Raw genomic sequence first — 23,125 nt, 5'->3', positions numbered from 1 at the left:
TTTTCTTTGATGCTTAACTTCTAAAGTAGGACTCCCCTGGCATATTTATGTGACAATGCAGGATTGCCAAGGGAGGAATGGAAAGACATGAGCTCACAGGAAAGGATCAGGCAATGTTGGGAAAAAGCCAGTCTATATGGCATGTTAAGCGACGGGTACAGGTATTCGTCTTTGGAAAAATCGGCCTACTATGGCCGTTTGCATCGAGAATGGATGGATCGGCTGGCAGAACAAGTCGAGTTGCAAGGTACCGCATGGGACGAGCGTGACCAGCATCGTGAGCAGGTGTCTTATGGAGCTCAGGCCCCCATTTATAATCAGCCTCTTGCCAGTAATTCTGTACCGCCACCACCGGGTATCCGCCAGCCTTATCAAGGATCGCTCTATCCAGGACTGTCCTCTCCAGGTTATGGCTCTCCCGGAGCACCTGCAGCGGACAGCGGATATAACGCGCAAGCCTATCCCGGCTTCGGACAGCAGGCTTCGTCAGCTCATGGGGGACGTCCAGCAGGCTTTTATGGTCAACCTGCTCCATTTGGTCTGCAGGGTAACTCCACTCTTCAATGGCCATCCGGCTCGCTGCCCATCCGGATGGAGCCAATGAGCAGCAGATTGCGGATCGTTCATGCTTCACCTGCGGGTCCTCCTGTAGATGTCTTCCTCAATCAGAAGCTGGCAGCGGCAGACGTGTCTTATAAAGATGTGGTACCTTATTTGAACGTACAGGCCGGCAATTATCTGATTGAGGTTTATCCTGCGGGGAAGACGGGGGAGCCGCTTCTATCCCGCACATTGAACGTTCAGTCCGGCCAATCCTACACTCTGGCAGCGGGCAACATTCCGAGCGAGCTGCAGTTGTATGCCTACTTGGACGATCCTGCTCCAACTGCCGGGCAAGCCCGGCTGCGTGTGTTCCACTTATCGCCAGCTGCAGAGGCCGTGGATGTCCGCACAGGGGCGGGAACGATTTTGTTCGGCAATGTCGCATTCGGGCAATCTACCGCCTATGCCACAATTCCTCCAGGGACGGTAGATCTGCAGTCGCTCGTCTCCGGTACCGAACAGATCATACTGGCTTTGCCAGAGCGGGAGTTGGCTGCGGATTCAGTCACGACAGTTGTAGCCCTCGGCTTGACCGAGGGCGAACCGCCGCTTGAGGCGCTTCTGCTTACAGACTTGTAAGTCCCAAACCGTCCGCCATGCGGGCGGTTATTTCATTTATGAGGAATAAAGCTGCTCCACGTCCTTGTTTGGCGCAATGAATAGTTGTAATATATACATTATGAATTTCAGACGGTGTGCAGGAGGGATTCAGTCATGGAAGAGTTAAAGCTCAACGTATTGGAACTACTGAAGCAGGATGCGCGGCACACGCCAGCGATTATTGCAACCATGCTGGACGCGGCGGAAGCCGACGTCAAGCAGGCCATAGAAGAGCTGGAGAAGGATCACGTCATCGTCAAGTACGCGACTGTGGTCAACTGGAGTAAAGTCAGTGATGAGAAAGTAACAGCATTGATTGAGGTGCAAATTACACCGGAGCGTGGACGGGGTTTCGAAGGCATTGCGGAACGCATCTATCTCTACCCGGAGGTCAAGTCGGTTTATTTGATGTCGGGCGCCTATGATTTGCTGGTAGAAATCGAAGGACCAACACTGAAAGAAGTGGCCTCTTTTGTGTCCAACAAGCTATCGCCGATTGATGCCGTATTGTCGACCAAGACGTTTTTCATTCTTAAAAAATATAAACAGGACGGAATCATCTTTGAAGAACATGAGGATGATCACCGTCTGTTGATCTCACCGTAAAGGCAGGTTGGCTGATTATGATCAAAGATGAAGAAGTCAATGAAACGAAGCTCCAGCCCCGCAGGGCGTCGATGCGGGAGTACCTCTCACCGCAAGCGCAGGCGATCAAGCCCTCGGGCATCCGTCGTTTCTTCGATCTGGTCAGTGCCAACCGCGACGTCATTACACTCGGGGTCGGCGAACCGGATTTTGTAACGCCTTGGCATGTTCGGGAGGCTTGCGTGTATTCACTTGAGACTGGACGCACGCAATACACCTCCAATGCCGGGATCCCGGAGCTGCGCGAGGCAATCGCGCATTATCTGGATGATCGGTTCGACACCACATACCAGCCGGAGAATGAAATTCTGGTTACGGTAGGCGGCAGTGAAGCGATTGACTTGGCGCTGCGGGCACTCATAACGCCCGGAGATGAGATCCTCATCCCGGAGCCCTGCTATATCTCGTATTCTCCGATTACGGCGCTGAGCGGCGGCGTAGCAGTAGGGATCGAGACATTTGCGAAGGATGATTTCAAACTGACGGCAGAGGCGCTGCGGGCATCCATTACGCCCCAGTCCAAGCTGCTCATTCTATGTTACCCTAGCAATCCAACCGGCGCGATTATGAGCTACGAGGACTGGCTGCCTATTGCCAAGGTCGTCGAGGAGCATGATCTGATTGTCATCTCTGACGAGATTTATGCCGAGCTTTCCTATAATGGCAATCATGTGAGCTTTGCCTCACTGCCGGGCATGAAGGACCGCACAATCCTCGTGAGCGGCTTCTCCAAGGCTTTTGCCATGACGGGCTGGCGGATGGGGTATGCATGCGGGCATTCCGACTTGATTTCGGCGATGCTGAAGATTCATCAATACACGGTCATGTGTGCGCCGGTAATGGGCCAGGTAGCCGCCCTGGAGGCGTTGACCAACGGCATGGAAGAGAAGGATCGGATGGTGGAGTCTTACAATCAGCGGCGACGGCTGGTCGTTCATGGCTTCCGGGAAATCGGCCTAGACTGTCATGAGCCTAAGGGCGCATTCTACGCTTTCCCTTCGATTGCCTCGACAGGTCTCGACTCCGAGACGTTTGCGGAACGGCTGTTGACCGAGGGTAGGGTTGCGGCAGTTCCCGGCAATGTATTCGGCAAGGGCGGTGAAGGCTTTATCCGTTGTTCGTATGCGACTTCCGTCCAGCAGATCACCGAGGCGCTCGATCGAATTGGGGATTTTGTCCATCGTTTGAAAAAAGGATAAGGAGTTGTATAGGACCGACTTTATTTGATATAATTTAACAATATATTAATTAATTAGGTCGGAGGGATGGACATGGCTTACGCAGAACAAGAAGTATTGCAATGCGACAGCAAGAGGCATGCCACGAATAGCTGTGCCTGTCCATCTCCCATACAGAAGCTGGAGGACGAGATTCAGCAGCTGCGCGACAAGATGGAACAGACCTATCTTCAGGAAGCGTCCTTCAATGCTGAGATTGTCATCGAAATAAGCCGCAGGCTGGATCAGAAGATTAACGAATATATGAAACGCCGCCGTCAGCTGACTAGCTGAATGGATGGGTTCATCCGAGCAGGGTTCCTCGCGAGAGGGATCCTTTTTTGATATGATAGAAGAATAAGAGCCGATAAGAAAGGAATTGGATTCCGATGAAAATCTATACCCGTTCAGGCGATAAAGGTCAGACCTCGCTAATTGGCGGACGTGTGAGCAAGGATGATGCAAGAGTTGAAGCCTACGGTACGCTTGATGAGTTGAATGCGTTCGTCGGTCATGCGGCTGCAGTAGCGAGGAAGTCTGAAGAGCTCGCAAGTCTAGAGTTGCAGCTGCAAGAAATTATGCAGGAGCTGTTCGATTGTGGATCTGATCTTGCCTTTGCCGATGAGAAGCAGCCGGTTTACAAGATGACGGGCCAACCGACGCTGCGATTGGAGGGCTGGATTGACGAGTTGGATCAGCTGGCCCCCGAGATTACACGGTTTATTCTGCCAGGCGGGAGCGAAGTCGCCGCGTTGCTCCATGTCTGTCGGACCGTCTGCCGCCGGGCTGAACGGCGCATCGTAACCCTGGCCGGGGCTGGTCATCCAGTCAACAGTGATGTGATCGCCTATGTGAACCGGTTGTCGGATTACTTTTTTGCGGCAGCCCGGGCAGCCAACGCTATGCTGCAGGTTGAGGATGTAGCCTATGAACGCAGCGCTGATGTGTTCCGGAAGACCCGATGACCGAGCAGTATTATCCGCCGTTATCCTATACCGTGGCCTCGGAAGATGAGGGCATGAAGGTCGGTACGGTTCTGGAACGGCGTCTGGGAATCTCGCGCAAGCTGATGTCGCGTCTGAAGCTTACTGAGCAGGGTATCCAACTGAATGGCGAGCGGGTCTACACGTCCATAAAAGTCAAACCAGGCGATGTCATTTCCTGTGCAATGGAGCAGGAGACATCGGACGATATTTTGCCGCAAGCCATGCCGCTGGATATTCTGTATGAGGATGAGCATCTCCTCCTCATTAACAAACGGGCCGGCATGATTGTTCATCCGACCCACGGCCATTATACGGGGACGCTGGCCAATGGTGTGGTTCATCATTGGCTGGAACGGGGAGAACGGGTACGCTTTCGTCCCGTCCACCGGCTGGATCAGGATACATCGGGCGTTGTCGCCATCGCCAAGAATCCTTACGTGCATCAGCAGTTGTCCGAGCAAATGCAGCGAGGAGAGGTTGAGAAGCAGTATTGTGCCTTTGTCGTGAAGGCGCCTCAGCCGGATCAAGGCACCGTAGATGCACCCATTGACCGTGATCCTGAGCAGCCCCATGTTCGCATCGTAATGGATACCGGCTATCCGTCCGTTACTCATTACGAAACCGTCTGCACCTACAATAGCGGAGCGGCACGAATCAGCCTGCGCTTGGAGACCGGCAGAACGCATCAGATTCGTGTGCATATGCAGCATATCGGCTGCTCGTTGATTGGTGATCCCATGTATGGGGATGCTTCGGCAGAAGCAAGCGTCGGTGTTCATCCTGCAGGACAGGAAGTGGGCAGACAGGCCCTTCATGCCGAGCGGCTGGCGTTCCGCCACCCATGGACCGGCGAACCCATGACCTTCGTCGCTCCCCTCCCCGAAGACCTCCAGCAGCTGGAGCAAGCGTTGCTGGCAGGAAACATCGCAATAGCGGAGAGGAGAGGGAGGCTGGAGAAGTGAAACTAATGCTTCCGAAGTCGCTTTCTTCCAGAAAGCGTTTAGTTCCCGGATTTCAACCGCATAACGGTTAGATTAAAGAAATCTGGGAACAACAGCGGTTGGAAGCCCCCTCTCCTCGCAGCGGTCTCACTTGCAACAGTAGTTAATTTAAGGAGTTGTTAGAGATATGAGTAAGCCTAAATTGACCGTGTATTATTATCCCAAATGCGGAACATGCCGCAAGGCATTGAAATGGCTGCAGGAAAACGGGTATGAGCTGGACCTGCATGACCTGTTCGAGCAGTCTCCGGATAAGGATACGGTGGCAGAGTGGGTTAGCCTGAGCGGCCTGCCCGTCAAGAAGTTCTTCAACACCTCAGGGGAAGTCTACAAGGAGTTGAAGCTTAAGGACAAGCTGCCGACCTTGTCGGATGAAGAGCAAATCGAGCTGCTTGCCTCCAACGGCAGACTGGTCAAGCGACCGGTTGTAACGGATGGCAAGACTGCTACCGTTGGTTTCAAAGAAGAAGAATTCAGCCGGGTATGGCCCGGAGCCAAGGTGTGATGACACGTGAAAGCTGAGAGGAAGCAGGATAGCCGCAATCCCTGGCTGCTGTTGGGAGCTGTCGCCTTGTTCCTGCTGTCGAAGGGCAAGAGCTTGCTGCTGGCGCTTAGCAAATTCAGCGGTCCTATAATCAGTATGGCAGTTACGGTTGGGGCATACGCCCTGATCAGTCCGATTTGGTTTGCCTTGGGGCTAGTACTGCTAATTCTCGTCCATGAGATTGGGCATGTTCTGGCCGCCAAGCGCAAAGGGCTGCCAGTCAGCCTGCCGCTATTCATCCCGTTTATTGGGGCGCTGATCATGATGAAAAAGCATCCCAAGGATGCTGTCACAGAGGCCTACATCGCCATGGGTGGGCCTGTGGTTGGCACCGCTGGTGCCCTGGTCGTGTATGGTGTCGGATATGCCTTAAACAATCCGTTTCTGCTCGTCTTGGCCAATGTCGGCTTTCTGATCAATTTGTTCAATCTGATTCCGATTCACCCACTGGACGGCGGCAGAATTTCAACGGCTGTCAGCCGCTGGCTTTGGGTGGTGGGTCTGATTGGAGGGGCTGCCGTCATCATTTATTTGAAGAGCTGGCTGCTGTTCATCATCTGGGCGTTATTCGCTTGGGATCTATATCAGAAGTATGTGAAATACCGGGGTAAAGGCAAGCCTCAAAAGCTGCAAGGGGTGTATGAAGTCGATCTGCAGCGTTTGCAATCGGAGCTCCCGTCCTGGTATGCCTTCAGCGATCAGCATCGGGGACCGCTTGCCTTCACCACATTTTGCCGCTTGACGGGAGAGCAGATGGTGCGTTTTCATTGGGGGATGCTGAACTTTCAAGGCGAGCTGGAAGTCCCGGCCGGAAGCATCGTCCATACTGTAGAATTGACGGGTAACGAGCGGGTCATGAAGGACGATCGGGAAATGCTGCGGGTGACGATTCGCGTCGATTACGCAGAGCTCGTGGATGACCGTTATTATGATGTGCCCAAGGCAACAAGATGGCGCTATGGCGCAACCTACGCAGGACTGGCAGTGTTCTTGATCGGGATGATCTGGAGCATTCATAATATGGGTCTTCCAAGGCCCTATTAAAGGAGCAGATAGACAGTGAGTACAACTAGATGGCGTTCGGAGCGTCTTAAGCATCTGGGCTCTGCGATATTCGCAGAGGTCGGACGCTGGAAAGCAGAAGCACGCGCTGCCGGAATCGATGTGATCGATCTGGGCATTGGCAGCCCGGACCTGCCGCCAGCAGAGCTGCTGCGGGAGGAGCTCAGCAGGCAGGCGCTGCGAGTGGATCGATATGGTTACCCTACCTCCAGAGGAAATACGGCGTTTCTCCAGCAGGCTTCCGATTGGCTTGCTCACCGGTTCGGCATTGCAATGGATCCGGAGCATGAGTTGCTTGCACTAATGGGATCACAGGATGGCTTGGCGCATCTGGCGCTCGCTATTACCAATCCCGGTGACAAAGTCCTACTGCCTGATCCGGGATACCCGATCTACGCGGCCGGGGCCGCCCTGGCCGGAGTAGAGCCGATCTATTATCCCTTGCGCGAACAAACGGATTTCCTGCCGGATCTTGACGGCATTACCGAAGAGCAGTGGCGCGAAGCAGCCTATATGATTGTGAATATTCCGGGAAATCCGGTTTCTGCTGTCGCGGATTTACCTTTCTTTGAGCGTCTGCTAGCCACAGCCCGCAAGTACAATGTTCTGATTGTACACGATCTGGCCTATTCGGAGATGGCCTTTGACGGATGGCAGCCGCCAAGTATTCTGCAGATCACAGGCGCTTCCGATATCGCAGTTGAGTTTCATTCATTATCCAAGAGCTTCAATCTGGCAGGCTGCCGCATCGGCTTCCTGGCAGGTAACCGGGAGGCAGTAGGCGCCCTGGCCGATCTGAAGGCCAATATTGATTATGGCGTGTTCGAAGCGGTGCAGCATACAGCCATTGCTGCGCTCAAGGCGGATATGGAGCGCGGGAGTCAACCGCCAGTAGGCGCGCTCTATCAAGCCCGGCGGGATCGCTTTGCAGCAGCGCTACGTGAGGAAGGATGGGAAATAACTTTGCCTCGCGCCACCATGTTCTTGTGGGTGAAGATTCCAGTCTTGGACGGCGGAACCAGGTGGACCTCCCGACAAATTTCCCGGGAAATGATTATGCAGGCTGGGGTTGCAGTAATACCAGGTGATGCTTTTGGCAAGGAAGGCGAAGGCTATGTTCGTATCGCAATCGTAGAGCAAGAAGAACGACTGGTTGAGGCTGCTAGGCGGATCGGTCGGTTTTTGCGGACGCACGGGCTGACGTCTCAAGTAGGGCAAGAGGAGGCACCACATGCAAATTGAAATGAATTTTGACGGAGCTTTGAATGAAGCGAAGAAGGACGGGAGTCCACAACGTCTTTTGTTAATCGATGGCATGGCTATTTTATTCCGGGCTTATTTCGCCACATCGTTCACCGGAGCCATACGGCGCACCAGCTCAGGTCTGCCGGTCAATGCCGTTCATGGTTTTGTTCGTTATTTCTGGGATGCCGTGCAGCGGTTTGAGCCCTCTCATATTATCTGTTGCTGGGATATGGGGAGTAAGACGTTTCGCAGCGAGCAGTTCGGAGCCTACAAGGCCAACCGCCCGGAGGCCCCGCTTGATCTTATCCCGCAATTTGATCTGGTCAAGGAGGTCGTCGAGAGCTTTGGCGTGCCCAATGTCGGCTTGGCCGGCTACGAGGCAGATGATTGCATTGGTACACTGGCCAGGCTCCACAGCAATGATACAGAGGTCTATGTATTAACGGGAGACCATGATTTGCTCCAACTCGTGAATGAGTCGGTTACAGTGGTCATTATGAAAAAAGGTTACGGCAATTATATGCTATATACGCCAGATTATTTGATGGAAGAACGAAGTCTCACCCCACAGCAGATCATTGATCTGAAGGGCTTAATGGGCGATACGAGCGACAATTATCCAGGTGTAAAAGGCATTGGCGAGAAGACGGCGCTCAAGCTCGTACTGGAGTATGGCAGCATCGATGGCATCCTGGAACGGATGGATGAGCTGCCTGCATCGATTCGTACGAAAATTGAAAGCGACCTGGAGATGCTGCACTTGTCCAGGCAACTGGCCCGTATCAATTGTGAAGTGCCGATCGAGCTGCAGCTGGATGGCTGCTGCTGGGCGATCGACCGGCACCGGGTGGCTGCCAAGTTCGAGGAGCTGGAGTTCAAGAGCCTGTTAAAAATGATCGGCTAATTGTCTGTCAGCTCAGGTTATCAAAGGTTCAGGGGCGGTGGGCTCAATGGGGAGGTGAATGGCAAATGTACTGCCAGCTCCCTCTTGGCTGGAATAGCTGAGCACACCTCCGAGCAGCCTGGTCAACTGCTGAGAGACAGACAAGCTCAAGCCGCCGCTGCCGATAGCTTGGAGCAGGGCCGGATCATTGTCCCGCAGGGCTTGCTGCAGCAGCACCTGCTGCTCTGGCGGCAAGCCGACCCCCGTATCCTCCAAGCGGAGAACAATCCAGCCTGTCCGGGAATCAGGCTGGATGTTGAAGGTAATGGAGCCCTCTGACATATGCTTGCACGCATGTAACAACAGAATCCGAATCAGCTGGTTTAAGCGGAAGATATCGGTTGTAAGGGTGTCAGGCACATCTGGATGGATTTGCATATGAAAATCTAGCCCTTTTTCCTCCAGAAGCTCTTGATGCTGATAATAGGAGAGCTGACCCAGCTCCCGCAGCGAAGCAGGCTCCATGGAGAGCTCCATTTTCCCGGCTTCAAGCCTGGACAAATCAAGAATATCCTCAATAATTCGCAGCAGCTCTGTCCCTGCATCGTGAATTTGGGTAGCAGCCTTGGCATTGACGGCACATTCCTCTTCCTCGGCATCCTTGATCAATTCGGACATCAAGAGGATACTGTTAAGTGGAGTCTTCAGCTCATGCGACATGTTGGCAATAAACTCTGACTTGTAACGGGACGATTGCTGGAGCTGAACCGCTTTTTGTTCCAGATCTTCTTTTGCCTGTTGAAGTTCTTCCGCTTGTTTTTGAAGAATCGTATGTTTGCGAAAGATTTCCTCTCCCCGCATCTGTTCCTTATAAAAGTCCCTCATAATAAAAACAAAAAACGCATTGACCAGTAAGCCCGTTGGGTAGGTGAACGGAGCAATTTCTCTTAAATACAGATCTGTCGGAACAGCACCAAATAGGGCGATACAAGCCACCTGCATCGTATTAATAATGACAATGGCTAGCCCTGCTTTACAGCGGTAGTTCCAGTCTTTGCGATTAAAGAGCGAGACGAGCAGCGCGCCCGTGATGCCCAATATTAGTATATTAATAGAGCCTGTAATGGCAGTTGAGGTCATTCCGGTGATGGTATATCGCGAGGCGGCAATGCCAATCCCGATTACAATGAGCAATCGCGGATCGCGAAACACCAGCACGCCGAATATAATCGGCACGGCACGCAGATCGAATACGGCAAATTCGGCAGCCCGTACTCCGAAGATCATGGACAGCCAGCCGGCAAGGATGAAGATGACGACCATAGCAATTTGACGGAGGCGCCAGCTTGCATGAGCAAACAATTGCTTGTAGGCAAGATTGAATAAATAAGAGCAAGTTACGAGTATGCTCAGGTTGATAAAAAAGCTCTTGTAAATGTGCATGCACAAGCCCCCTCGATTGCTATTGTACATCATGAAAGGGTCGAAGTCTTGTATAAAACAACGGCTTCTTCTATAATTAAGAGAATACTATATGCAGTGGGTGCTTGCGGAAGCAGGCTGAGATCGCACCTTATCCGGTGCGGGACCATAGGAACCTGTTTGGGTAATGCCAGCGTAGGGACAAAGTCGGTGGATCACCGTCAGGACACTTTGCGTGCGCAGGGTGTCCTTTTCTTGTTTCGCCGGCGATGCTTCGCCGCCGGCAGGCATGCAGAGGCAGGTTCCAGGTGCAGGGAAGGAACATGCGTATGACCATTGAAGTACACAAGCGCCTGCAGCAGGAGCTTGTCTCCTATATGACAGCTTCGCCTGAACAGGCGGGGGAAGAGGAATTCAATCGCTTGGCGCTGGAGCTGTACCGGTATCAATATGAGGGCAATGCACCGTTTCGTGCCTATTGCCGCCGGCAGGGCAAGTCGCCAAGAATGGCTGGGTCCTGGCGGGATATCCCGGCAGTCCCAATCCAGGCTTTCAAGCACAGTACACTCAGCACCAATAACCCGGATCAGGCAGAGGCCATTTTCATGACCAGCGGCACCACGGATCCGCAGGCCAGAGGGAAGCACTATCATCCCTCGCTTGCCGTGTACGACCTGTCCATGAGTACCGCCTTTCGCCAGTATGTCATGCAAGAACGTTCCCGGATCCGGATGGGGATTCTGTTCCCGCGTCCGGACGAGCTTCCGAATTCTTCGTTGGCGCATTATCTGTCGCTTGCAGCCCGAGATTTTGGCAGCGAGAGCAGCCAGTATTTGATCCGGGACGGCGTCATTGATCTTAGTGCGCTGCAGGAGTGGATCTCCGAGGCTCGGGGGGCAGGGGAGCCGGTTATGCTGCTCGGAGCGACGTTCAGCTTCATTCATGCGCTGGATGCAGCGGGCGACTCGGATTGGCGGCTGCCGGCAGGCAGTCTATTGCTGGATACCGGAGGCATCAAGGGACGGTCGCGCGATCTGGACCCGGATGTGTTCTATACGTCGCTTCAAGAGCGATTTGCCGTTGATCGCAGCCGCTGCCTCAATATGTATGGCATGACCGAGCTCAGTACCCAGTACTACGATGCGGGCAATGCCCAGACGCCAGCCTGGAAGTCAGGTCCTCACTGGATTCGCCCCAGAACAATCGATCCGTTAACTGGAGCAGATGTCCCTCCAGGTCAGAGAGGTATTCTTGTTCATTGTGATTTGGCTAATTGGAATGCTGTAACGACCATTCTTACCGAGGATGTGGCCATTCTGGCAGAGGACGGACGGCATTTTCAATTGCTGGGCCGCGCAGAGGGAAGCGAAGCGAGAGGCTGTTCGCTGGCTGCAGAGTCCTTTCGGGCTGCTGCGGGAACGGCAAGATGAAGATCCGCGGCGGTTACCTGCCGCCAGGCTTCCCTCAGGCCGCTGACATTCCGTTGCATACCTTGACGTTTGAACAACGGGGAGAGCGGATCGAGGTTACGGTGCCTGCTCCGAATGCGGTCCAATTGTCCCAACTCGCAGCTTATCTGAGAGAGCGTCAGCAGGAGCTGCTAGCGCACATGCCGGTTCAGACGGTGGTGGAGCGAATCGGTCAAGCTGTCGTCAGGATGCTGGAGCAACGTGAGGAGCGGGAGGAAGCCGCCCGGTGCCTTAGTGCCATTACCGGTTATGCCCGGGAGACGGTGCGCCTTGGCCTGATCCGCACGCTGCAGTCGTTCCGGCCGCCGCAGCTGCAGCGTTTCCTGGCGCAGGATCTGCACAATCCGGCCATTCTGGACGGCTTTGTGCCGCAGCCTTCCGGCGGCTGGACAAGGGCTTACGGTCCGGAGCTATCGACGCATATCTGGTCCGGCAATGTGCCGGGCTTGTCTGCATGGAGTCTGACAGGCGCTTTGCTCGTCAAGTCAGCCGTCCTGGGCAAGTGCGCCAGCAGTGAACCCTATAGTGCGGGCTGGCTGGCGTCCGGCGTGGGAGAGGGCTCCAAGGAGCTTGCGGAATGCATGGCGGTCGTCTGGTGGCAGGGCGGTGATGAGAGAGCAGAAGAAAAGGCGTTTGGTGCATCTGATGCGGTTGTTGTCTACGGCTCCGACGAAGTGATTAACAGCGTGCGCGGGCGGATCCCAGCAGGTGCAACTTGCCTCGGTTTTGGCCATCGCATCAGCATTGGGCTCGTCGGCGCAGAGACGCTGCAAGTGCGGCAGACCGCTCTGATCGCGGCAGCGGCAGCAAGAGATATGGCCAGCTATGATCAACAGGGCTGTTATTCGCCCCAGCAGATATTTGTAGAGCGAGGTGGCCGCATGGATCCGTTCTCGTTCGCAGAGGCGGTGGCCCATGAGTTAACCAATCTGCAATTGACGCATCCTCCGCATGAGCTGTCGCTTGCTGAGGCGGGTGCGGCAGCAAATTACCGGACTGCGGCAGAGTGGTCCGGAGAGGTGGAAAATACGGTGTGGCGCGGCCCGGCTGGTGGATGGTCGGTCGTCTACAGTGAGTCAGCCGAGCTGCGTCCCGGCGGGTTGAACCGAAATGTGACGATTACGGCGGTGGACAGGCTGGAAGAGGTCCCGCGTCTGCTGAAGCCGCTTCGGCCCTGGCTGCAGAGCTGTGGGCTGTCTGCTGCTCCAGAACGGCTCTTCGCACTTGGTTCTCTGCTAGGCGCGGCAGGGATTACTAGAATCTGCGCGCTGGGAGAAATGACGGCTCCGGAGCCTGGCTGGCATCATGACGGACGCTTCCACCTGTTGGACCTGTTGCGGATGGTCGATCTCGACCGTTCAGCCGAGCTGGCAGCGGAGCAGGCGGCCGATTACCGCGATTAGGAGATTAGGCATGCGTTTTTTAACATTCAAGGATGTAAGCTTTGGCTATGACAAGGAGCGTTCAATCGTCAGTGGCGTCACCCTCGATCTGGAGCAAGGTGAATTCTGTACGCTTCTCGGGCGCAGCGGCTGCGGCAAATCGACGTTGCTGAAACTAGCCGCCGGCTTGCTCGCCCCGGTGCAAGGGGAGGTTTTGCTGTCGGGCACGCCCGTACGTGCGGGAGCTGATATCGGGATGGTATTCCAGTCGCCTGTACTTCTGGAGTGGCTGAATGTCCTCGATAATGTCCTGCTGCCCGTAAGTGTGCGGCATAAGCCTAACGCGACGCAGCATGCATACGCCCGCGAGCTGTTGGCACAGGTGGGACTGGAGGCGTATGCCGACAGCTATCCCCAACAGCTCTCAGGAGGTCAACAGAGCCGCGTATCGCTGGTGAGAGCCCTCATCCGTTCTCCCCGTCTGTTGCTGCTTGATGAGCCGTTTGCGGCGCTGGATGCGCTGACGCGGGAGGATCTGCAGGTGCAGCTTGCTGAACTGGTTGCCCAGCGGGGCATGACCGCGCTGTTCGTCACCCACGATATTAGCGAAGCGGTCTTCTTGGCCGACCGAATTCTAATTTTGCAGGACGGCGCTGTGGCACAGGAACTCAAACGGAGCGATGCGGGAGACCGTTCAACGCGTGCGCGTTACGGGGAACAACAGCTAGAGATGATGGCCAGAGCCAGAGCCGCGTTGGAAGGGGAACGGTGAGAATGAACAAGCTGGTCATTCGGCTGCTCCCGCTGCTGATGTTGGTTGGTCTTCTCGTACTATGGGAATGGCTGGTCAACGCTCGTGAGCTCTCTGAGCTGATCCTGCCTGCGCCATCCAGCATTTGGAGCTCGTTGTGGCAGGGGCTGCGAAGCGGGTATTTGCTGCCTCATCTGGGCGTGACGTTGAGCGAAATTGGTCTGGGATTTGCATTAGGCGGCCTGTGCGGCTTCGCGGCAGGCGTAGTTATGGGGGAGTCTGCGCTCGTGCGCCAGCTGCTCTCGCCCTATGTCATTGCAAGCCAGGCAATTCCCAAGCTGGCGCTGGCTCCGCTATTTGCGATTTGGTTCGGCTTCGGGATGACGTCCAAGGTGGTCATAACGGCACTGATCTGTTTCTTTCCCATTATGGAGAGCACACTTACCTTTGTTACTTATGCCGACAAGGCTAAGTTAGAGCTGTTTCGTTCCCTGGGGGCGAGAAGATGGACGATCCTGCTGCGATGCAAGCTTCCCGGCGGTCTGCCGGAGCTGATGAGCGGTGTCAGAGTGGCCGTTGTGCTGGCGGTTGTTGGAGCGGTTGTGGGGGAATTTATTGGCGCTTCCCAAGGATTAGGGGCTCTCATTATTGCGTCCCAGGGAATGATGGATACCGCGCTGATGTTTGCTGTGCTGGTGCTGCTGACGCTGATTGGACTGACGCTGTATTATGCCGTCATTCTGGCCGAACGGTATTTGCTGCGGCATCGCTACAAGTTGAAAAAAAGGAGTTAAACAGAACGATGAGAAGCAACGTAAGTCGGGGCCTGTTGCACCGCGGCAGCATGAGGCTGGTTATGCTCGCACTGGCCGGTTGTCTCGTGATTGCCGGTTGCGGTTCTTCCACAACCGCAGGCACCGGGACAGAGAAGGTCCGGATGGCAAGCTGGAGTCAGCCGATTTCCGAGCAGACGCATCTCTTGGCCGAACCGGAGCATGGCTGGTTTGCCGAGGCGGGTATTGATCTGGAATTTATACCGGGTGCCGGGGGCGGCGATGCCATCAAGCATCTGCTGAGCGGCCAGGCTGATATTGCTTTTACTGATCCCGGTTCGCTCTTCTTTGCACTGGACAAGGGAGAGAAGCTGGTCGTTATTTATAACATCTATCCCCAAAATGTGTTTAACGTGGTCTCGCTGCAAGAGAGCGGAATTCAAGAAGCCGAGGACCTGCGCGGTAAAACGATTGGCGTATACAGCCTGGCAAGCGGTACGAGACACAACCTGTTGATGCTGCTCAGCGCGGCAGGGATTGGCGAGGATGAAGTGACCATCATTGAGACGGGCATTTCGAACTTCCTCCCCCTGCTCCAAGGCCAGGTTGATGCGACGGCGGCCACCGATACCGGATTGCTGGTTGGGTTGGAGAAAGGACTGGGCCAGGTGAACGTGATGGAGGTCAAGGACTATCTGAATATGCCAAGCGATATCTTCGTCGTTACCGAAGAGGTGTACCGGGACAAGCAACCGATGCTGCGCAGCTTTTTGCAGGCCTATCAGGCAAGCGCAGCCTGGATGCTGGAGCATCCCGAGGAAGCAGCCGAACTCGCGGTCACGTATGCGATCGATGGGCAGGACAAAGCCCGGAACCGGGCAATTATCGAAGCCAGAAATGCCTCCTCCGTAGCTCCGTTAACAGACCAGGAAGGACTGGGCGCCTTGGAGGTGGAGGTGCTTCAGGAGGCAGCCGATATGTATCTGGAGCTTGGATTGATTTCGAACCCGCTGGACCTGTCTACAGTCGTACGCGAGGATCTGCTGCCAAAGCGATAGTAAAGGGAGGATCCCATGAAACGATGTGAAGGCAAAACCGTGCTTGTTACAGGAGGGAGCCGGGGCATCGGTGCCGCGATTGCGCGTGCTTTTGCAGCGGAAGGCGCCCTTGTGATCGTAAATTATGTGCGCAATGAAGCAGCCGCTCTGGCGGTTGAGTCCGAATGCGGGGCGGCGGGCGGCAGCGGCTGGGCGATAAAGGCCGATATCACCCGCCCGGAGCAGGTTAGCCAAATGATCGCGACCGTTAGCGAAGAAACGGGCGGCATTGATGTGCTGGTTAATAATGCCTTTCCGGCGTACTCATTTGATCCGGAGCAGCGCAAGATGGCATGGGAGCTGCAATGGGAGGACTATCAGACCCAACTGGACGGTTCGCTGCGAGCGAGCTTTGAAATGTGCCGTTCTGTCATTCCCGTCATGAGACAGCGCGGGCAAGGGCGGATTATTAATATGATCAGCAACCTGCTCTACACGCCGGTTGTTCCTTACCACGATTATACAACCGCCAAAGCGGCGTTGGCCGCGTTCAGTCGTAATCTAGCGGCTGATCTGGGGCCGTATGGCATTACCGTCAACTGTGTCGCCCCCGGCTTGGTCTATCCGACGGATGCGAGTCAAACCACCCGGGAAGATGTCAGAGCGCAGATTCGGGCACAGACACCGCTGCGGCGGCTGGCAGTTCCGGAGGATGTTGCCGGTCCCGTCGTTTTTCTGGCCACAGAGGGCGGACGGTTCATGACGGGGCAAACTCTGGTCGTCGACGGCGGCCTGACCATGAGAGAAGGGAGTCACTTGTAATGAGAGATGAACATCATCGGTTCTCCCGGCAGCAGCTGTTTGCGCCGATTGGCGAGGGTGGCCAGATCAAGCTGTCGGAAGCGAGCGTACTAATTGTTGGCATGGGTGCACTGGGTACCGTGCTGGCTAACCACATGGTGCGGGCAGGTGTAGGAAATCTTCGTATCGTGGACCGCGATTTTGTTGAATGGAGCAATCTACAGCGTCAAATGCTCTATGACGAAGAGGATGCCCGCCATTCGCTGCCCAAAGCGATTGCCGCCAAGCACAAGCTGGAGCGTATTTATTCAGGCTGCCGTATTGATGCACATGTCAGCGATGTCACGCCGGGGAATATCGGCGAGCTGATGGACGGCGTAACGCTTGTGCTGGATGGCACGGACAATTTTCAGACCCGTTATCTGCTAAATGATGCCTGCTTTCAGAAAGGGATCCCTTTTGTATACGGGGGCGCGGTCAGCTCACGGGGGATGAGCGCGCCTTTTCTCCCGGGCGACACCTGCTGCCTGCGCTGCCTGCTGCCGGAGTCGGCTGGCGATGGAGATGGTCAGACCTGCGATATGATCGGAGTTATCTCACCCATCATTGATATCGTGGCTTCTTTTCAAGTGGTAGAGGGACTCAAAATCCTGGTCGGTGATCTGGAGCGCGTCCGACGCAGCCTGCTGTCCTGGGAAATCTGGGATTATCACACGTATGAGATGAAGCTGCCTGCTCCACGGCCGGAATGTCCTTCCTGCGGCCGCCGGGAGTTCCCCGCATTGCAGGAGGGCGGCTCCGATGTAGCTATGATGTGCGGTAGGGATACCGTGCAGATTCAAGGCAAACGTCCACTGGATTTGGAGCTGTGGAAGCTGAAGCTGCAGGACGCAGGCGAGGTAAGCGCCAATCCGTATCTGCTCCGTGTGCAGCTGATTGAGGGCGAACGGCTTGTCTTGTTCCCGGACGGCCGAGTGCTCGTGCAGGGGACGGAGGATCCGATTAGAGCCAAGACACTCTATGCCAGGTATATCGGAATGTAAGGAACGCTAAAGTAGTTATGCACACAAGTCCGCATCAAGGAGGAGACAAAACGATGAAAGACTTTACGTTATATACGATTACAGGCGAGCAGTTTCATTCCGGAAGATCATTAGTGGAGGTCATCGAGCAGGCCATTCAGGGCGGCAGCGATATCATCCAGCTGCGGGACAAGACGAGTCCCAAGCGCGAAGTGCTGCGCAAAGCAGAGGCTCTGCGCGAGCTAACGCGCCGATATGGCGTCACCTTTATTGTGAATGACCATATTGATGTCGCTTTGGCTGTCGATGCCGATGGCATCCATCTGGGCCAGGATGACCTGCCGCTGGAAGCAGCCAGAAGTATTATGGGGGGCAAAATCATCGGGATCTCGACCCATGCGATCGAGGAAGCACGTGAGGCGCAGCGCGGCGGAGCGGATTATATCGGTGTGGGTCCCGTATTTGCCACCAAGAGCAAAGTGGACGTGGTCGACCCTGTAACGACAGAATACGTGCGACAGGTAGCTGCTGAGATTACCATTCCTTGGGTGGCGATCGGTGGCATCAAGCTGCATAATGTGGGCGAGGTGCTGCAAGCCGGTGCGAGACGTATCTGTGCGATCAGCGAAATTGTCGGCAGCGACGATGTGCGCGGGACCTGTGAAGCCTTCCGTCTGGCCATCGCCAAGGCTGGCGGCCGAGAGGCGGGACGGTTATGAAACTGACAGTGAACGGCAAATCGGCAGAGGTAGAGGCGGCCGTCCTGGGCGATGTGCTGCGCCACTATGAGCTGGAAGGAAAGATGGTTGTCGCAGAGATTGACGGCAACATTATTGACAAATCTGCTTGGGAGCAGATCGGACTGACTGAGGGTATGCGTATCGAGCTGGTGCATTTTGTAGGAGGTGGCTGAGGGTGACAACATCACAACAGCAAGCGGGCGATCCGCTAATCATTGGCGGCAAGACGTTAAGCTCGCGCTTTTTTCTCGGTACCGGGCGTTACCCCAATCCGTATGTTCAGAATGAAGCGATTCGGGTGTCAGAGGCAGAGGTGCTAACCTTTGCCATTCGGCGGATTAATCTGGAGGAGCCTGAAGATGATGCGATTCTCCATCATCTGTCCTTCAAGCCCTTCACTTATCTGCCTAACACGTCAGGTGCTTCAAATGCGGATGAAGCCATTCGCATTGCCCGGATGGCCAGAGCATCGGGACTTAGCGACTGGATCAAGGTTGAAATCAGTGCCAATGAGCGTACGCTGCTGCCCGACCCGCTGGAAACGTTGAAGGCAACTGAAGTGCTGGCGGCAGAGGGCTTTACCGTTCTCCCGTACACCTCGGATGATCCGATACTTTGCAAACGACTGGAGGAAGCGGGCGCAGCGGCTGTCATGCCGGGCGGTGCGCCAATCGGCACGGGGCTGGGGATTCTTAACCCGTATAACATTGGCCTGATCGTCGAGGAGGCAGGCGTGCCTATTATCATTGATGCAGGGCTCGGAAGCGCAGCCGATGTGGTTCAGGCGATGGAGCTGGGTGTAGATGGCGTGCTGATGAATACGCCGGTTGCCAAAGCCGTCGATCCCGTTCGGATGGCCCAAGCCATGAAGCTGGCTATTGAGGCCGGGAGGCTGTCTTATCTGTCCGGGCGCATCCCGAAGAAGCGGTATGCGACGGCCAGCAGCGAATACGAAGCATTGAAGGTGAAGTAATGGGCAAGCATATTCTGATACTGGGCGGCGGCGTGATCGGACTATCCACTGCCTTTGCTTGCGCGCAGCGCGGCCATCGTGTGACCGTGCTGGAGCAAGGCCGCTGCGGGGGTCAGGCTTCGGGGGCGGCGGCAGGCATGCTGGCGCCATTTTCGGAAAATGGCGAGGGGCCGGATGACTTTTTTCGTCTATGTCTGGCCAGTCTCCAGCTCTATCCGGCGTGGCAGCAAACGGTCAAGGAGGTATCCGGCCGGACCTTTGAATATAGCCACACCGGCTCACTGAATGTGGTCTACCATGAGTCCGACCGGCTGGCACTGGCGGGCAGAGCAGCTTGGCAAGAACGGTTCGGAGCACAGCCTCAGATTGTTGAGGGGGCAGATTTGCACAGGCTGGAGCCAGCCCTCTCACCTGCCGTTCATGCTGCGCTCTATCACCCGGATGAGAGCCATATCTATGCGCCGGATTATGTGCTGGCCCTGGAGGAGGCCTGCCGGAAGAGCGGCGTTCAGATTGTCGATCATCTCGGCAGCGTGCGTGTCATCGCAAGTCCGGACCACAGAGCTTGTGCAGTAGACAAGAAAGGCGTCACCTATGAGGGCGACTGTCTTGTCGTGTGCAACGGCGCCTGGGCTGGCGAGTTGCAGGAAGCGCTTGGCCTGCAAATACCGGTGTACCCGATCCGTGGACAAATCTGCGCCTATGAGCTGCCTGCGCCTGGATCTGTGCGGCACATGGTCTTCGGCAGCCAGGGCTATGTCGTACCGAAGGCGAATGGGACACTAGTGTGCGGGGCATCCGAGGATGTGGCGGGCTTCGATACAGCTGTGACCGAGCGGGGGATTCAGCGCCTGCTCAACTGGAACCACCGGCTCTATCCGTTCCTGGAGGAGCTGGAGCCGTACCATCGTTGGGCCGGGCTGAGACCCGCCACCCAGGACGGCTACCCATTGCTGGGCCGGCTCAGCCAGCAGCCTGCGATTCTTATGGCAGCCGGTCACTACCGCAACGGCATTCTGCTCAGCCCGGTTACCGGGCAAGCCGTTGCTGACCTGATCGATGACCGGACGCCCCAGGTGTCGCTGGCACGCTTCGCGCTGGAACGCTTTACGAGGCAGCCGGTTCGTTAGCCTATCCGGGGGCTGGCCAGCGTCCTGACGGGGAGTCGTAGCCCAGCACTGGTAAGCTCAATCAACTCGAAATGGAACTTATTAAGCGTAACGAATGTATGCGAAAAAACGAATACAATGGGTGCGAATGGCAGCTTGGATGCTAGATACGGATATGTTCGAATTTTCGAGCTTATTGGGTGTAATGAGACACCAATAGCCGGAATATATGCGAAAAATCGAGCTTATTGGCTCACATGATGAGGAACGGCCCGAATGTATGCGAAAAACCGAATACAATCGGTGCGAATTGCAGCTTGGAGGTAGATGAACGCGAAATTTCGAGCTTATTGGGTGCAATGACGCACCAATAGCCGGAATATATGCGAAAAATCGAGTACACCCGGGTGCCCTCATCGCCGATGAGCGCACTTCAGTGGTTAGATCAAGGGAGGGGAACAAACAAAATGATACCAAGAGCGTTGACGATCGCGGGCTCTGACTCGGGAGGGGGCGCGGGCATCCAGGCGGATCTCAAAACCTTTCATCAGCTGCAGGTATATGGCATGAGCGTCATCACGGTATTGACCGCGCAGAATACACTGGGCGTCCAAGGAGTATATCCGCAGACGAAGGAGTGTATTGAGCAGCAGCTGCGTTCGGTGCTGTCGGACATCGGCGCGGATGCGGTCAAGACGGGCATGCTGTATTCGGCCGAGATTATCTCCTGCGTTGCGAATTATCTCCGGGAAACCGGAGTCCGCCAGCTGGTCATCGATCCTGTGATGATCGCCAAAGGCGGTACACCCCTTCTTCAGGAGGAAGCGGTGGATGCGCTGCGCAGCTTGCTGCTGCCGCTCGCAACTGTCATTATGCCTAATCTGCCGGAGGCTTGCAGACTTGCGGGGCTGCCGCTGACAGACCGGGCCGAAGACATGGAAGATGTAGCCCGCGCGCTCCATGCGCTCGGTCCCCGTTATGTCCTGTTGAAGGGGGGGCATCTGGGTGGCGGCGATGCGGTTGATTTGCTGTATGACGGACATGAGATGCTGAGACTCGCATCGCCGCGTATCGCTACCCGGCATACCCACGGCACGGGTTGCACGCTGTCTGCGGCGCTGACAGCCGAACTGGCCAAGGGGCGCTCGGTCCAGCAAGCTTTTGCTACAGCCAAGGCTTTCATCGATGCAGCAATCGGCCAGGCACTGGCGATCGGCGGCGGGATTGGTCCGACGCATCACGGTGCATATTCGGTGACGGGATAGCTCGGCCCATTGGGCATTGACAAGAATGTCCAAAAGCTCAACAATAGAGAGACCATTCTCTAGGGTAAGGAGCCTGTCATGGCGGATAACGTACGTTTGTCCAAGGAAGAGTTGGATGCGTTGCTGGGCGGGGAAGTGATAACACCTATGAATACGAACAATAGAGCAGAAGAGGCTTCCGCAGCTGAATTACGTGTGAACGAAGATGAACATGAGGAACAGGCAGCAAATCGGCATGAAGTGGATTCATTCGGCGACGTAGATGAGGATTCGCCAGTGGTGCAACGTTTGCTTCAGGCCGTGCACGCGCTGCATGCGCGAGTAGAGCTGCTGGAGGGACAAGTTAGGGAGCTGCGCTTGCAGTCCGTAAGTCCGCAGACCCAGCAACCGGGGCAGCGCCCGGCGCCTCCCAGCAAGCCCGCCCCACGGCCACCGGCTCCGCCGCCAACAAGGACCGAGCCGACACTCAGTCGCGTAGAACGCTACGGCCGCGGCCGCTCATAACGAGAATAACCCTTGGGTCACTCAGATGATGACCCAAGGGTTGTTTGACGTAACCGGACGGCAGCTTGCATTAGTCTTCAACGAGATCGAGATCGGCATTGCCTTCGCCGCTATCCCCCTCATAATGGCGAGAGAGGCCTTTATGCAGCTGACGGTTTTCATAGTCGAACCGGTTGGTCGGACGCTGGTCTGCCCGCCAAGGCGAGCTTTTGCCCAGCGATTCCGTGAGCAGGTCGGCCCCGTAAGGCCCCTCGGGGAACTCCTCGGCTGTCAGATCATTGCGTTGCGACTCGACGGTCGACAGGTCGGTGTATTTGCGCTTGTCTTCGGGAATGAACGGCTCGCTCATGGTAGAACCTCCTGTGGTCTGGATCAATGCCGTTCTTAGTAGTGCCACAGATCAATCGGTAAAATTCACCACGCCGACCACAAGGGTCAAAAATTGCTTCAATTCTTCTGCATCTTCTTCGCTCACCCGAAAGGTTGCTTCGACATAACCCGGCTCCTCCAGGTCGTCAGGGCCCACAATGGCGGTCCGGCCGGCTTGCAGATCGGTAATCAGCTTTTTGCCATAGAAGCGGGCGGTAGATGTAATCGCCAGGTCATAACGTTGCAGGCCAGGCGTAATAAAGGTAACGAAGCGGGTAGAGGTTTCTTCGGTCATATCCGATAAAAAATCATATTCATTCAGCATCATATAGCCTCCAAAGTTAGATGTAAACTGTTGAAAATAAGGCCATAAGGAACCGGATCGTTCTTCCGATCGCTGTTGTCCCCAGATTTCATATAATTTGACCCTTTGATGGGTGAAATCCGGGGACAAAGGCGAGCGCTTCGCTTCTCCAGAATCGATCCGTACCTATTCGGCACTTTTTCAACGAGCTGACATGGCCCCTATTATACACCATTAAACTAGAAAACACTTGTCAGTCTTTCCCGAATATGGTACGATGCAATCAATCGAAAATTTGTTCGGAAAGAGGAAGCACCTCTTCGGCATTACGCTGAGGGGGTGCTTTTTTTGTGCTTCTCAGTGATAGCCGGGGTAGTGTCGCTTGCTTTTTGGGCGGCAGTTTTTCGATCAATCCACG

26 protein-coding genes and 1 riboswitch are annotated in these 23,125 nt (G+C 55.3%); of the genes, 23 read left to right on the top strand and 3 right to left on the bottom strand.

Annotation, left to right across the window (positions count from 1 at the left end; genetic code table 11):
• Positions 1-213 precede the first annotated feature (213 nt).
• The 10 genes from F556_RS36290 (at position 214) to F556_RS0113895 (ending at position 8,807) form a co-directional block, all read left to right on the top strand.
• Positions 214-1,182 carry a DUF4397 domain-containing protein gene (locus tag F556_RS36290; protein WP_211222588.1) on the top strand — a complete coding sequence of 323 codons (969 nt, stop codon included), beginning with the start codon at positions 214-216 and terminating at the stop codon, positions 1,180-1,182.
• A gap of 135 nt (positions 1,183-1,317) precedes the next feature.
• Positions 1,318-1,809, top strand: coding sequence for an Lrp/AsnC family transcriptional regulator (locus F556_RS0113935; RefSeq protein WP_020617582.1), 492 nt, complete (start codon positions 1,318-1,320; stop codon positions 1,807-1,809).
• A gap of 17 nt (positions 1,810-1,826) precedes the next feature.
• Positions 1,827-3,047: an aminotransferase class I/II-fold pyridoxal phosphate-dependent enzyme gene (locus F556_RS0113930; RefSeq protein WP_020617581.1), complete on the top strand. Its 1,221-nt coding sequence runs from the start codon at positions 1,827-1,829 to the stop codon at positions 3,045-3,047.
• 72 nt (positions 3,048-3,119) lie between these two features.
• The gene (locus F556_RS34025) at positions 3,120-3,359 is read left to right on the top strand and encodes an aspartyl-phosphate phosphatase Spo0E family protein (RefSeq protein WP_020617580.1); all 240 of its coding nucleotides are present in this window, start codon (positions 3,120-3,122) and stop codon (positions 3,357-3,359) included.
• 95 nt (positions 3,360-3,454) lie between these two features.
• Positions 3,455-4,030: a cob(I)yrinic acid a,c-diamide adenosyltransferase gene (locus tag F556_RS0113920; RefSeq protein ID WP_020617579.1), complete on the top strand. Its 576-nt coding sequence runs from the start codon at positions 3,455-3,457 to the stop codon at positions 4,028-4,030.
• A complete protein-coding gene (locus F556_RS0113915; protein ID WP_020617578.1) occupies positions 4,027-5,013 on the top strand; it encodes an RluA family pseudouridine synthase in 987 nt (328 codons plus the stop codon). Before F556_RS0113920 ends, F556_RS0113915 begins: the two co-directional genes overlap by 4 nt.
• Before the next feature lie 166 nt (positions 5,014-5,179).
• Positions 5,180-5,557 (top strand): arsenate reductase family protein, encoded by a 378-nt coding sequence (locus F556_RS0113910; protein ID WP_020617577.1) that lies wholly within the window; start codon positions 5,180-5,182, stop codon positions 5,555-5,557.
• Positions 5,558-5,563: 6 nt separating this feature from the next.
• Positions 5,564-6,640: a site-2 protease family protein gene (locus tag F556_RS0113905; protein WP_020617576.1), complete on the top strand. Its 1,077-nt coding sequence runs from the start codon at positions 5,564-5,566 to the stop codon at positions 6,638-6,640.
• A 15-nt stretch (positions 6,641-6,655) separates the two neighbouring features.
• Positions 6,656-7,900: an aminotransferase class I/II-fold pyridoxal phosphate-dependent enzyme gene (locus F556_RS0113900; protein ID WP_020617575.1), complete on the top strand. Its 1,245-nt coding sequence runs from the start codon at positions 6,656-6,658 to the stop codon at positions 7,898-7,900.
• Entirely contained in the window at positions 7,890-8,807 is a 918-nt protein-coding gene (locus F556_RS0113895) for a 5'-3' exonuclease (RefSeq protein ID WP_020617574.1), read from the top strand. The genes F556_RS0113900 and F556_RS0113895 overlap by 11 nt, the downstream gene beginning before the upstream one ends.
• Positions 8,808-8,819: 12 nt before the next feature.
• Here F556_RS0113895 and F556_RS0113890 read toward each other — a convergent pair whose 3' ends face one another.
• Positions 8,820-10,229, bottom strand: coding sequence for a histidine kinase dimerization/phospho-acceptor domain-containing protein (locus tag F556_RS0113890; RefSeq protein ID WP_020617573.1), 1,410 nt, complete (start codon positions 10,227-10,229; stop codon positions 8,820-8,822).
• A gap of 86 nt (positions 10,230-10,315) precedes the next feature.
• Positions 10,316-10,428: riboswitch (TPP riboswitch) on the top strand.
• A 103-nt stretch (positions 10,429-10,531) separates the two neighbouring features.
• Here F556_RS0113890 and F556_RS0113885 point away from each other — a divergent pair.
• The 13 genes from F556_RS0113885 to F556_RS0113820 all read left to right on the top strand — a co-directional run bounded on the left by F556_RS0113885 (position 10,532) and on the right by F556_RS0113820 (position 22,034).
• Positions 10,532-11,638: a LuxE/PaaK family acyltransferase gene (locus F556_RS0113885; protein ID WP_157272757.1), complete on the top strand. Its 1,107-nt coding sequence runs from the start codon at positions 10,532-10,534 to the stop codon at positions 11,636-11,638.
• Positions 11,635-13,080 carry an acyl-CoA reductase gene (locus F556_RS0113880; RefSeq protein ID WP_020617571.1) on the top strand — a complete coding sequence of 482 codons (1,446 nt, stop codon included), beginning with the start codon at positions 11,635-11,637 and terminating at the stop codon, positions 13,078-13,080. Before F556_RS0113885 ends, F556_RS0113880 begins: the two co-directional genes overlap by 4 nt.
• A 10-nt stretch (positions 13,081-13,090) precedes the next feature.
• Positions 13,091-13,831 (top strand): ABC transporter ATP-binding protein, encoded by a 741-nt coding sequence (locus tag F556_RS0113875; RefSeq protein WP_020617570.1) that lies wholly within the window; start codon positions 13,091-13,093, stop codon positions 13,829-13,831.
• Positions 13,832-13,833: 2 nt separating this feature from the next.
• Complete coding sequence (locus F556_RS0113870; protein WP_020617569.1) at positions 13,834-14,604, top strand: ABC transporter permease; 771 nt, start codon at positions 13,834-13,836, stop codon at positions 14,602-14,604.
• Positions 14,605-14,612: 8 nt separating this feature from the next.
• Positions 14,613-15,641 (top strand): ABC transporter substrate-binding protein, encoded by a 1,029-nt coding sequence (locus F556_RS0113865; RefSeq protein ID WP_020617568.1) that lies wholly within the window; start codon positions 14,613-14,615, stop codon positions 15,639-15,641.
• Positions 15,642-15,656: 15 nt separating this feature from the next.
• A complete protein-coding gene (locus F556_RS0113860; protein WP_020617567.1) occupies positions 15,657-16,442 on the top strand; it encodes a 3-oxoacyl-ACP reductase in 786 nt (261 codons plus the stop codon).
• Positions 16,442-17,464: a ThiF family adenylyltransferase gene (locus F556_RS0113855; protein ID WP_020617566.1), complete on the top strand. Its 1,023-nt coding sequence runs from the start codon at positions 16,442-16,444 to the stop codon at positions 17,462-17,464. The genes F556_RS0113860 and F556_RS0113855 overlap by 1 nt, the downstream gene beginning before the upstream one ends.
• Positions 17,465-17,517: 53 nt before the next feature.
• A complete protein-coding gene (gene thiE, locus F556_RS0113850) occupies positions 17,518-18,162 on the top strand; it encodes a thiamine phosphate synthase (RefSeq protein WP_020617565.1) in 645 nt (214 codons plus the stop codon).
• Positions 18,159-18,356, top strand: coding sequence for a sulfur carrier protein ThiS (gene thiS, locus F556_RS0113845; RefSeq protein WP_020617564.1), 198 nt, complete (start codon positions 18,159-18,161; stop codon positions 18,354-18,356). The genes thiE and thiS overlap by 4 nt, the downstream gene beginning before the upstream one ends.
• Before the next feature lie 2 nt (positions 18,357-18,358).
• Entirely contained in the window at positions 18,359-19,156 is a 798-nt protein-coding gene (locus F556_RS0113840; protein WP_020617563.1) for a thiazole synthase, read from the top strand.
• Entirely contained in the window at positions 19,156-20,286 is a 1,131-nt protein-coding gene (thiO, locus tag F556_RS0113835; protein ID WP_020617562.1) for a glycine oxidase ThiO, read from the top strand. The genes F556_RS0113840 and thiO overlap by 1 nt, the downstream gene beginning before the upstream one ends.
• A gap of 446 nt (positions 20,287-20,732) precedes the next feature.
• The gene (thiD, locus tag F556_RS0113825) at positions 20,733-21,530 is read left to right on the top strand and encodes a bifunctional hydroxymethylpyrimidine kinase/phosphomethylpyrimidine kinase (protein WP_020617560.1); all 798 of its coding nucleotides are present in this window, start codon (positions 20,733-20,735) and stop codon (positions 21,528-21,530) included.
• Positions 21,531-21,608: 78 nt separating this feature from the next.
• The gene (locus tag F556_RS0113820; RefSeq protein ID WP_020617559.1) at positions 21,609-22,034 is read left to right on the top strand and encodes a hypothetical protein; all 426 of its coding nucleotides are present in this window, start codon (positions 21,609-21,611) and stop codon (positions 22,032-22,034) included.
• Positions 22,035-22,104: 70 nt separating this feature from the next.
• On the opposite strand, the gene F556_RS0113815 is transcribed toward F556_RS0113820, so the two are convergent.
• A complete protein-coding gene (locus F556_RS0113815) occupies positions 22,105-22,383 on the bottom strand; it encodes a hypothetical protein (protein ID WP_020617558.1) in 279 nt (92 codons plus the stop codon).
• 51 nt (positions 22,384-22,434) lie between these two features.
• Positions 22,435-22,731 (bottom strand): DUF3055 domain-containing protein, encoded by a 297-nt coding sequence (locus F556_RS0113810; protein ID WP_211222586.1) that lies wholly within the window; start codon positions 22,729-22,731, stop codon positions 22,435-22,437.
• Between the last annotated feature and the right edge of the window lie 394 nt (positions 22,732-23,125).

Source organism: Paenibacillus daejeonensis DSM 15491 (assembly GCF_000378385.1).
Taxonomy (GTDB): Bacteria; Bacillota; Bacilli; order Paenibacillales; family Paenibacillaceae; genus Paenibacillus_D; species Paenibacillus_D daejeonensis.
Note: the sequence above shows the minus strand (reverse complement) of the source record. Positions and strands in the feature narration are given on the sequence as shown.

What these genes read in the sequence shown, in the direction of transcription:
- F556_RS0113875 (WP_020617570.1), top strand. Translation starts at nt 13,091, where the DNA reads ATGCGTTTTTTAACATTCAAGGATGTAAGCTTTGGCTATGACAAGGAG.
- F556_RS0113865 (WP_020617568.1), top strand. Translation starts at nt 14,613, where the DNA reads ATGAGAAGCAACGTAAGTCGGGGCCTGTTGCACCGCGGCAGCATGAGG.
- F556_RS0113935 (WP_020617582.1), top strand. Translation starts at nt 1,318, where the DNA reads ATGGAAGAGTTAAAGCTCAACGTATTGGAACTACTGAAGCAGGATGCG.
- F556_RS0113855 (WP_020617566.1), top strand. Translation starts at nt 16,442, where the DNA reads ATGAGAGATGAACATCATCGGTTCTCCCGGCAGCAGCTGTTTGCGCCG.
- F556_RS34025 (WP_020617580.1), top strand. Translation starts at nt 3,120, where the DNA reads ATGGCTTACGCAGAACAAGAAGTATTGCAATGCGACAGCAAGAGGCAT.
- thiS (WP_020617564.1), top strand. Translation starts at nt 18,159, where the DNA reads ATGAAACTGACAGTGAACGGCAAATCGGCAGAGGTAGAGGCGGCCGTC.
- F556_RS0113930 (WP_020617581.1), top strand. Translation starts at nt 1,827, where the DNA reads ATGATCAAAGATGAAGAAGTCAATGAAACGAAGCTCCAGCCCCGCAGG.
- F556_RS36290 (WP_211222588.1), top strand. Translation starts at nt 214, where the DNA reads ATGGATCGGCTGGCAGAACAAGTCGAGTTGCAAGGTACCGCATGGGAC.
- F556_RS0113815 (WP_020617558.1), bottom strand. Translation starts at nt 22,383, where the DNA reads ATGAGCGAGCCGTTCATTCCCGAAGACAAGCGCAAATACACCGACCTG.
- F556_RS0113860 (WP_020617567.1), top strand. Translation starts at nt 15,657, where the DNA reads ATGAAACGATGTGAAGGCAAAACCGTGCTTGTTACAGGAGGGAGCCGG.
- F556_RS0113880 (WP_020617571.1), top strand. Translation starts at nt 11,635, where the DNA reads ATGAAGATCCGCGGCGGTTACCTGCCGCCAGGCTTCCCTCAGGCCGCT.
- F556_RS0113870 (WP_020617569.1), top strand. Translation starts at nt 13,834, where the DNA reads ATGAACAAGCTGGTCATTCGGCTGCTCCCGCTGCTGATGTTGGTTGGT.
- F556_RS0113920 (WP_020617579.1), top strand. Translation starts at nt 3,455, where the DNA reads ATGAAAATCTATACCCGTTCAGGCGATAAAGGTCAGACCTCGCTAATT.
- F556_RS0113820 (WP_020617559.1), top strand. Translation starts at nt 21,609, where the DNA reads ATGGCGGATAACGTACGTTTGTCCAAGGAAGAGTTGGATGCGTTGCTG.
- F556_RS0113915 (WP_020617578.1), top strand. Translation starts at nt 4,027, where the DNA reads ATGACCGAGCAGTATTATCCGCCGTTATCCTATACCGTGGCCTCGGAA.
- F556_RS0113810 (WP_211222586.1), bottom strand. Translation starts at nt 22,731, where the DNA reads ATGATGCTGAATGAATATGATTTTTTATCGGATATGACCGAAGAAACC.
- F556_RS0113885 (WP_157272757.1), top strand. Translation starts at nt 10,532, where the DNA reads ATGCGTATGACCATTGAAGTACACAAGCGCCTGCAGCAGGAGCTTGTC.
- thiD (WP_020617560.1), top strand. Translation starts at nt 20,733, where the DNA reads ATGATACCAAGAGCGTTGACGATCGCGGGCTCTGACTCGGGAGGGGGC.
- thiO (WP_020617562.1), top strand. Translation starts at nt 19,156, where the DNA reads ATGGGCAAGCATATTCTGATACTGGGCGGCGGCGTGATCGGACTATCC.
- F556_RS0113910 (WP_020617577.1), top strand. Translation starts at nt 5,180, where the DNA reads ATGAGTAAGCCTAAATTGACCGTGTATTATTATCCCAAATGCGGAACA.
- F556_RS0113895 (WP_020617574.1), top strand. Translation starts at nt 7,890, where the DNA reads ATGCAAATTGAAATGAATTTTGACGGAGCTTTGAATGAAGCGAAGAAG.
- F556_RS0113890 (WP_020617573.1), bottom strand. Translation starts at nt 10,229, where the DNA reads ATGCACATTTACAAGAGCTTTTTTATCAACCTGAGCATACTCGTAACT.
- thiE (WP_020617565.1), top strand. Translation starts at nt 17,518, where the DNA reads ATGAAAGACTTTACGTTATATACGATTACAGGCGAGCAGTTTCATTCC.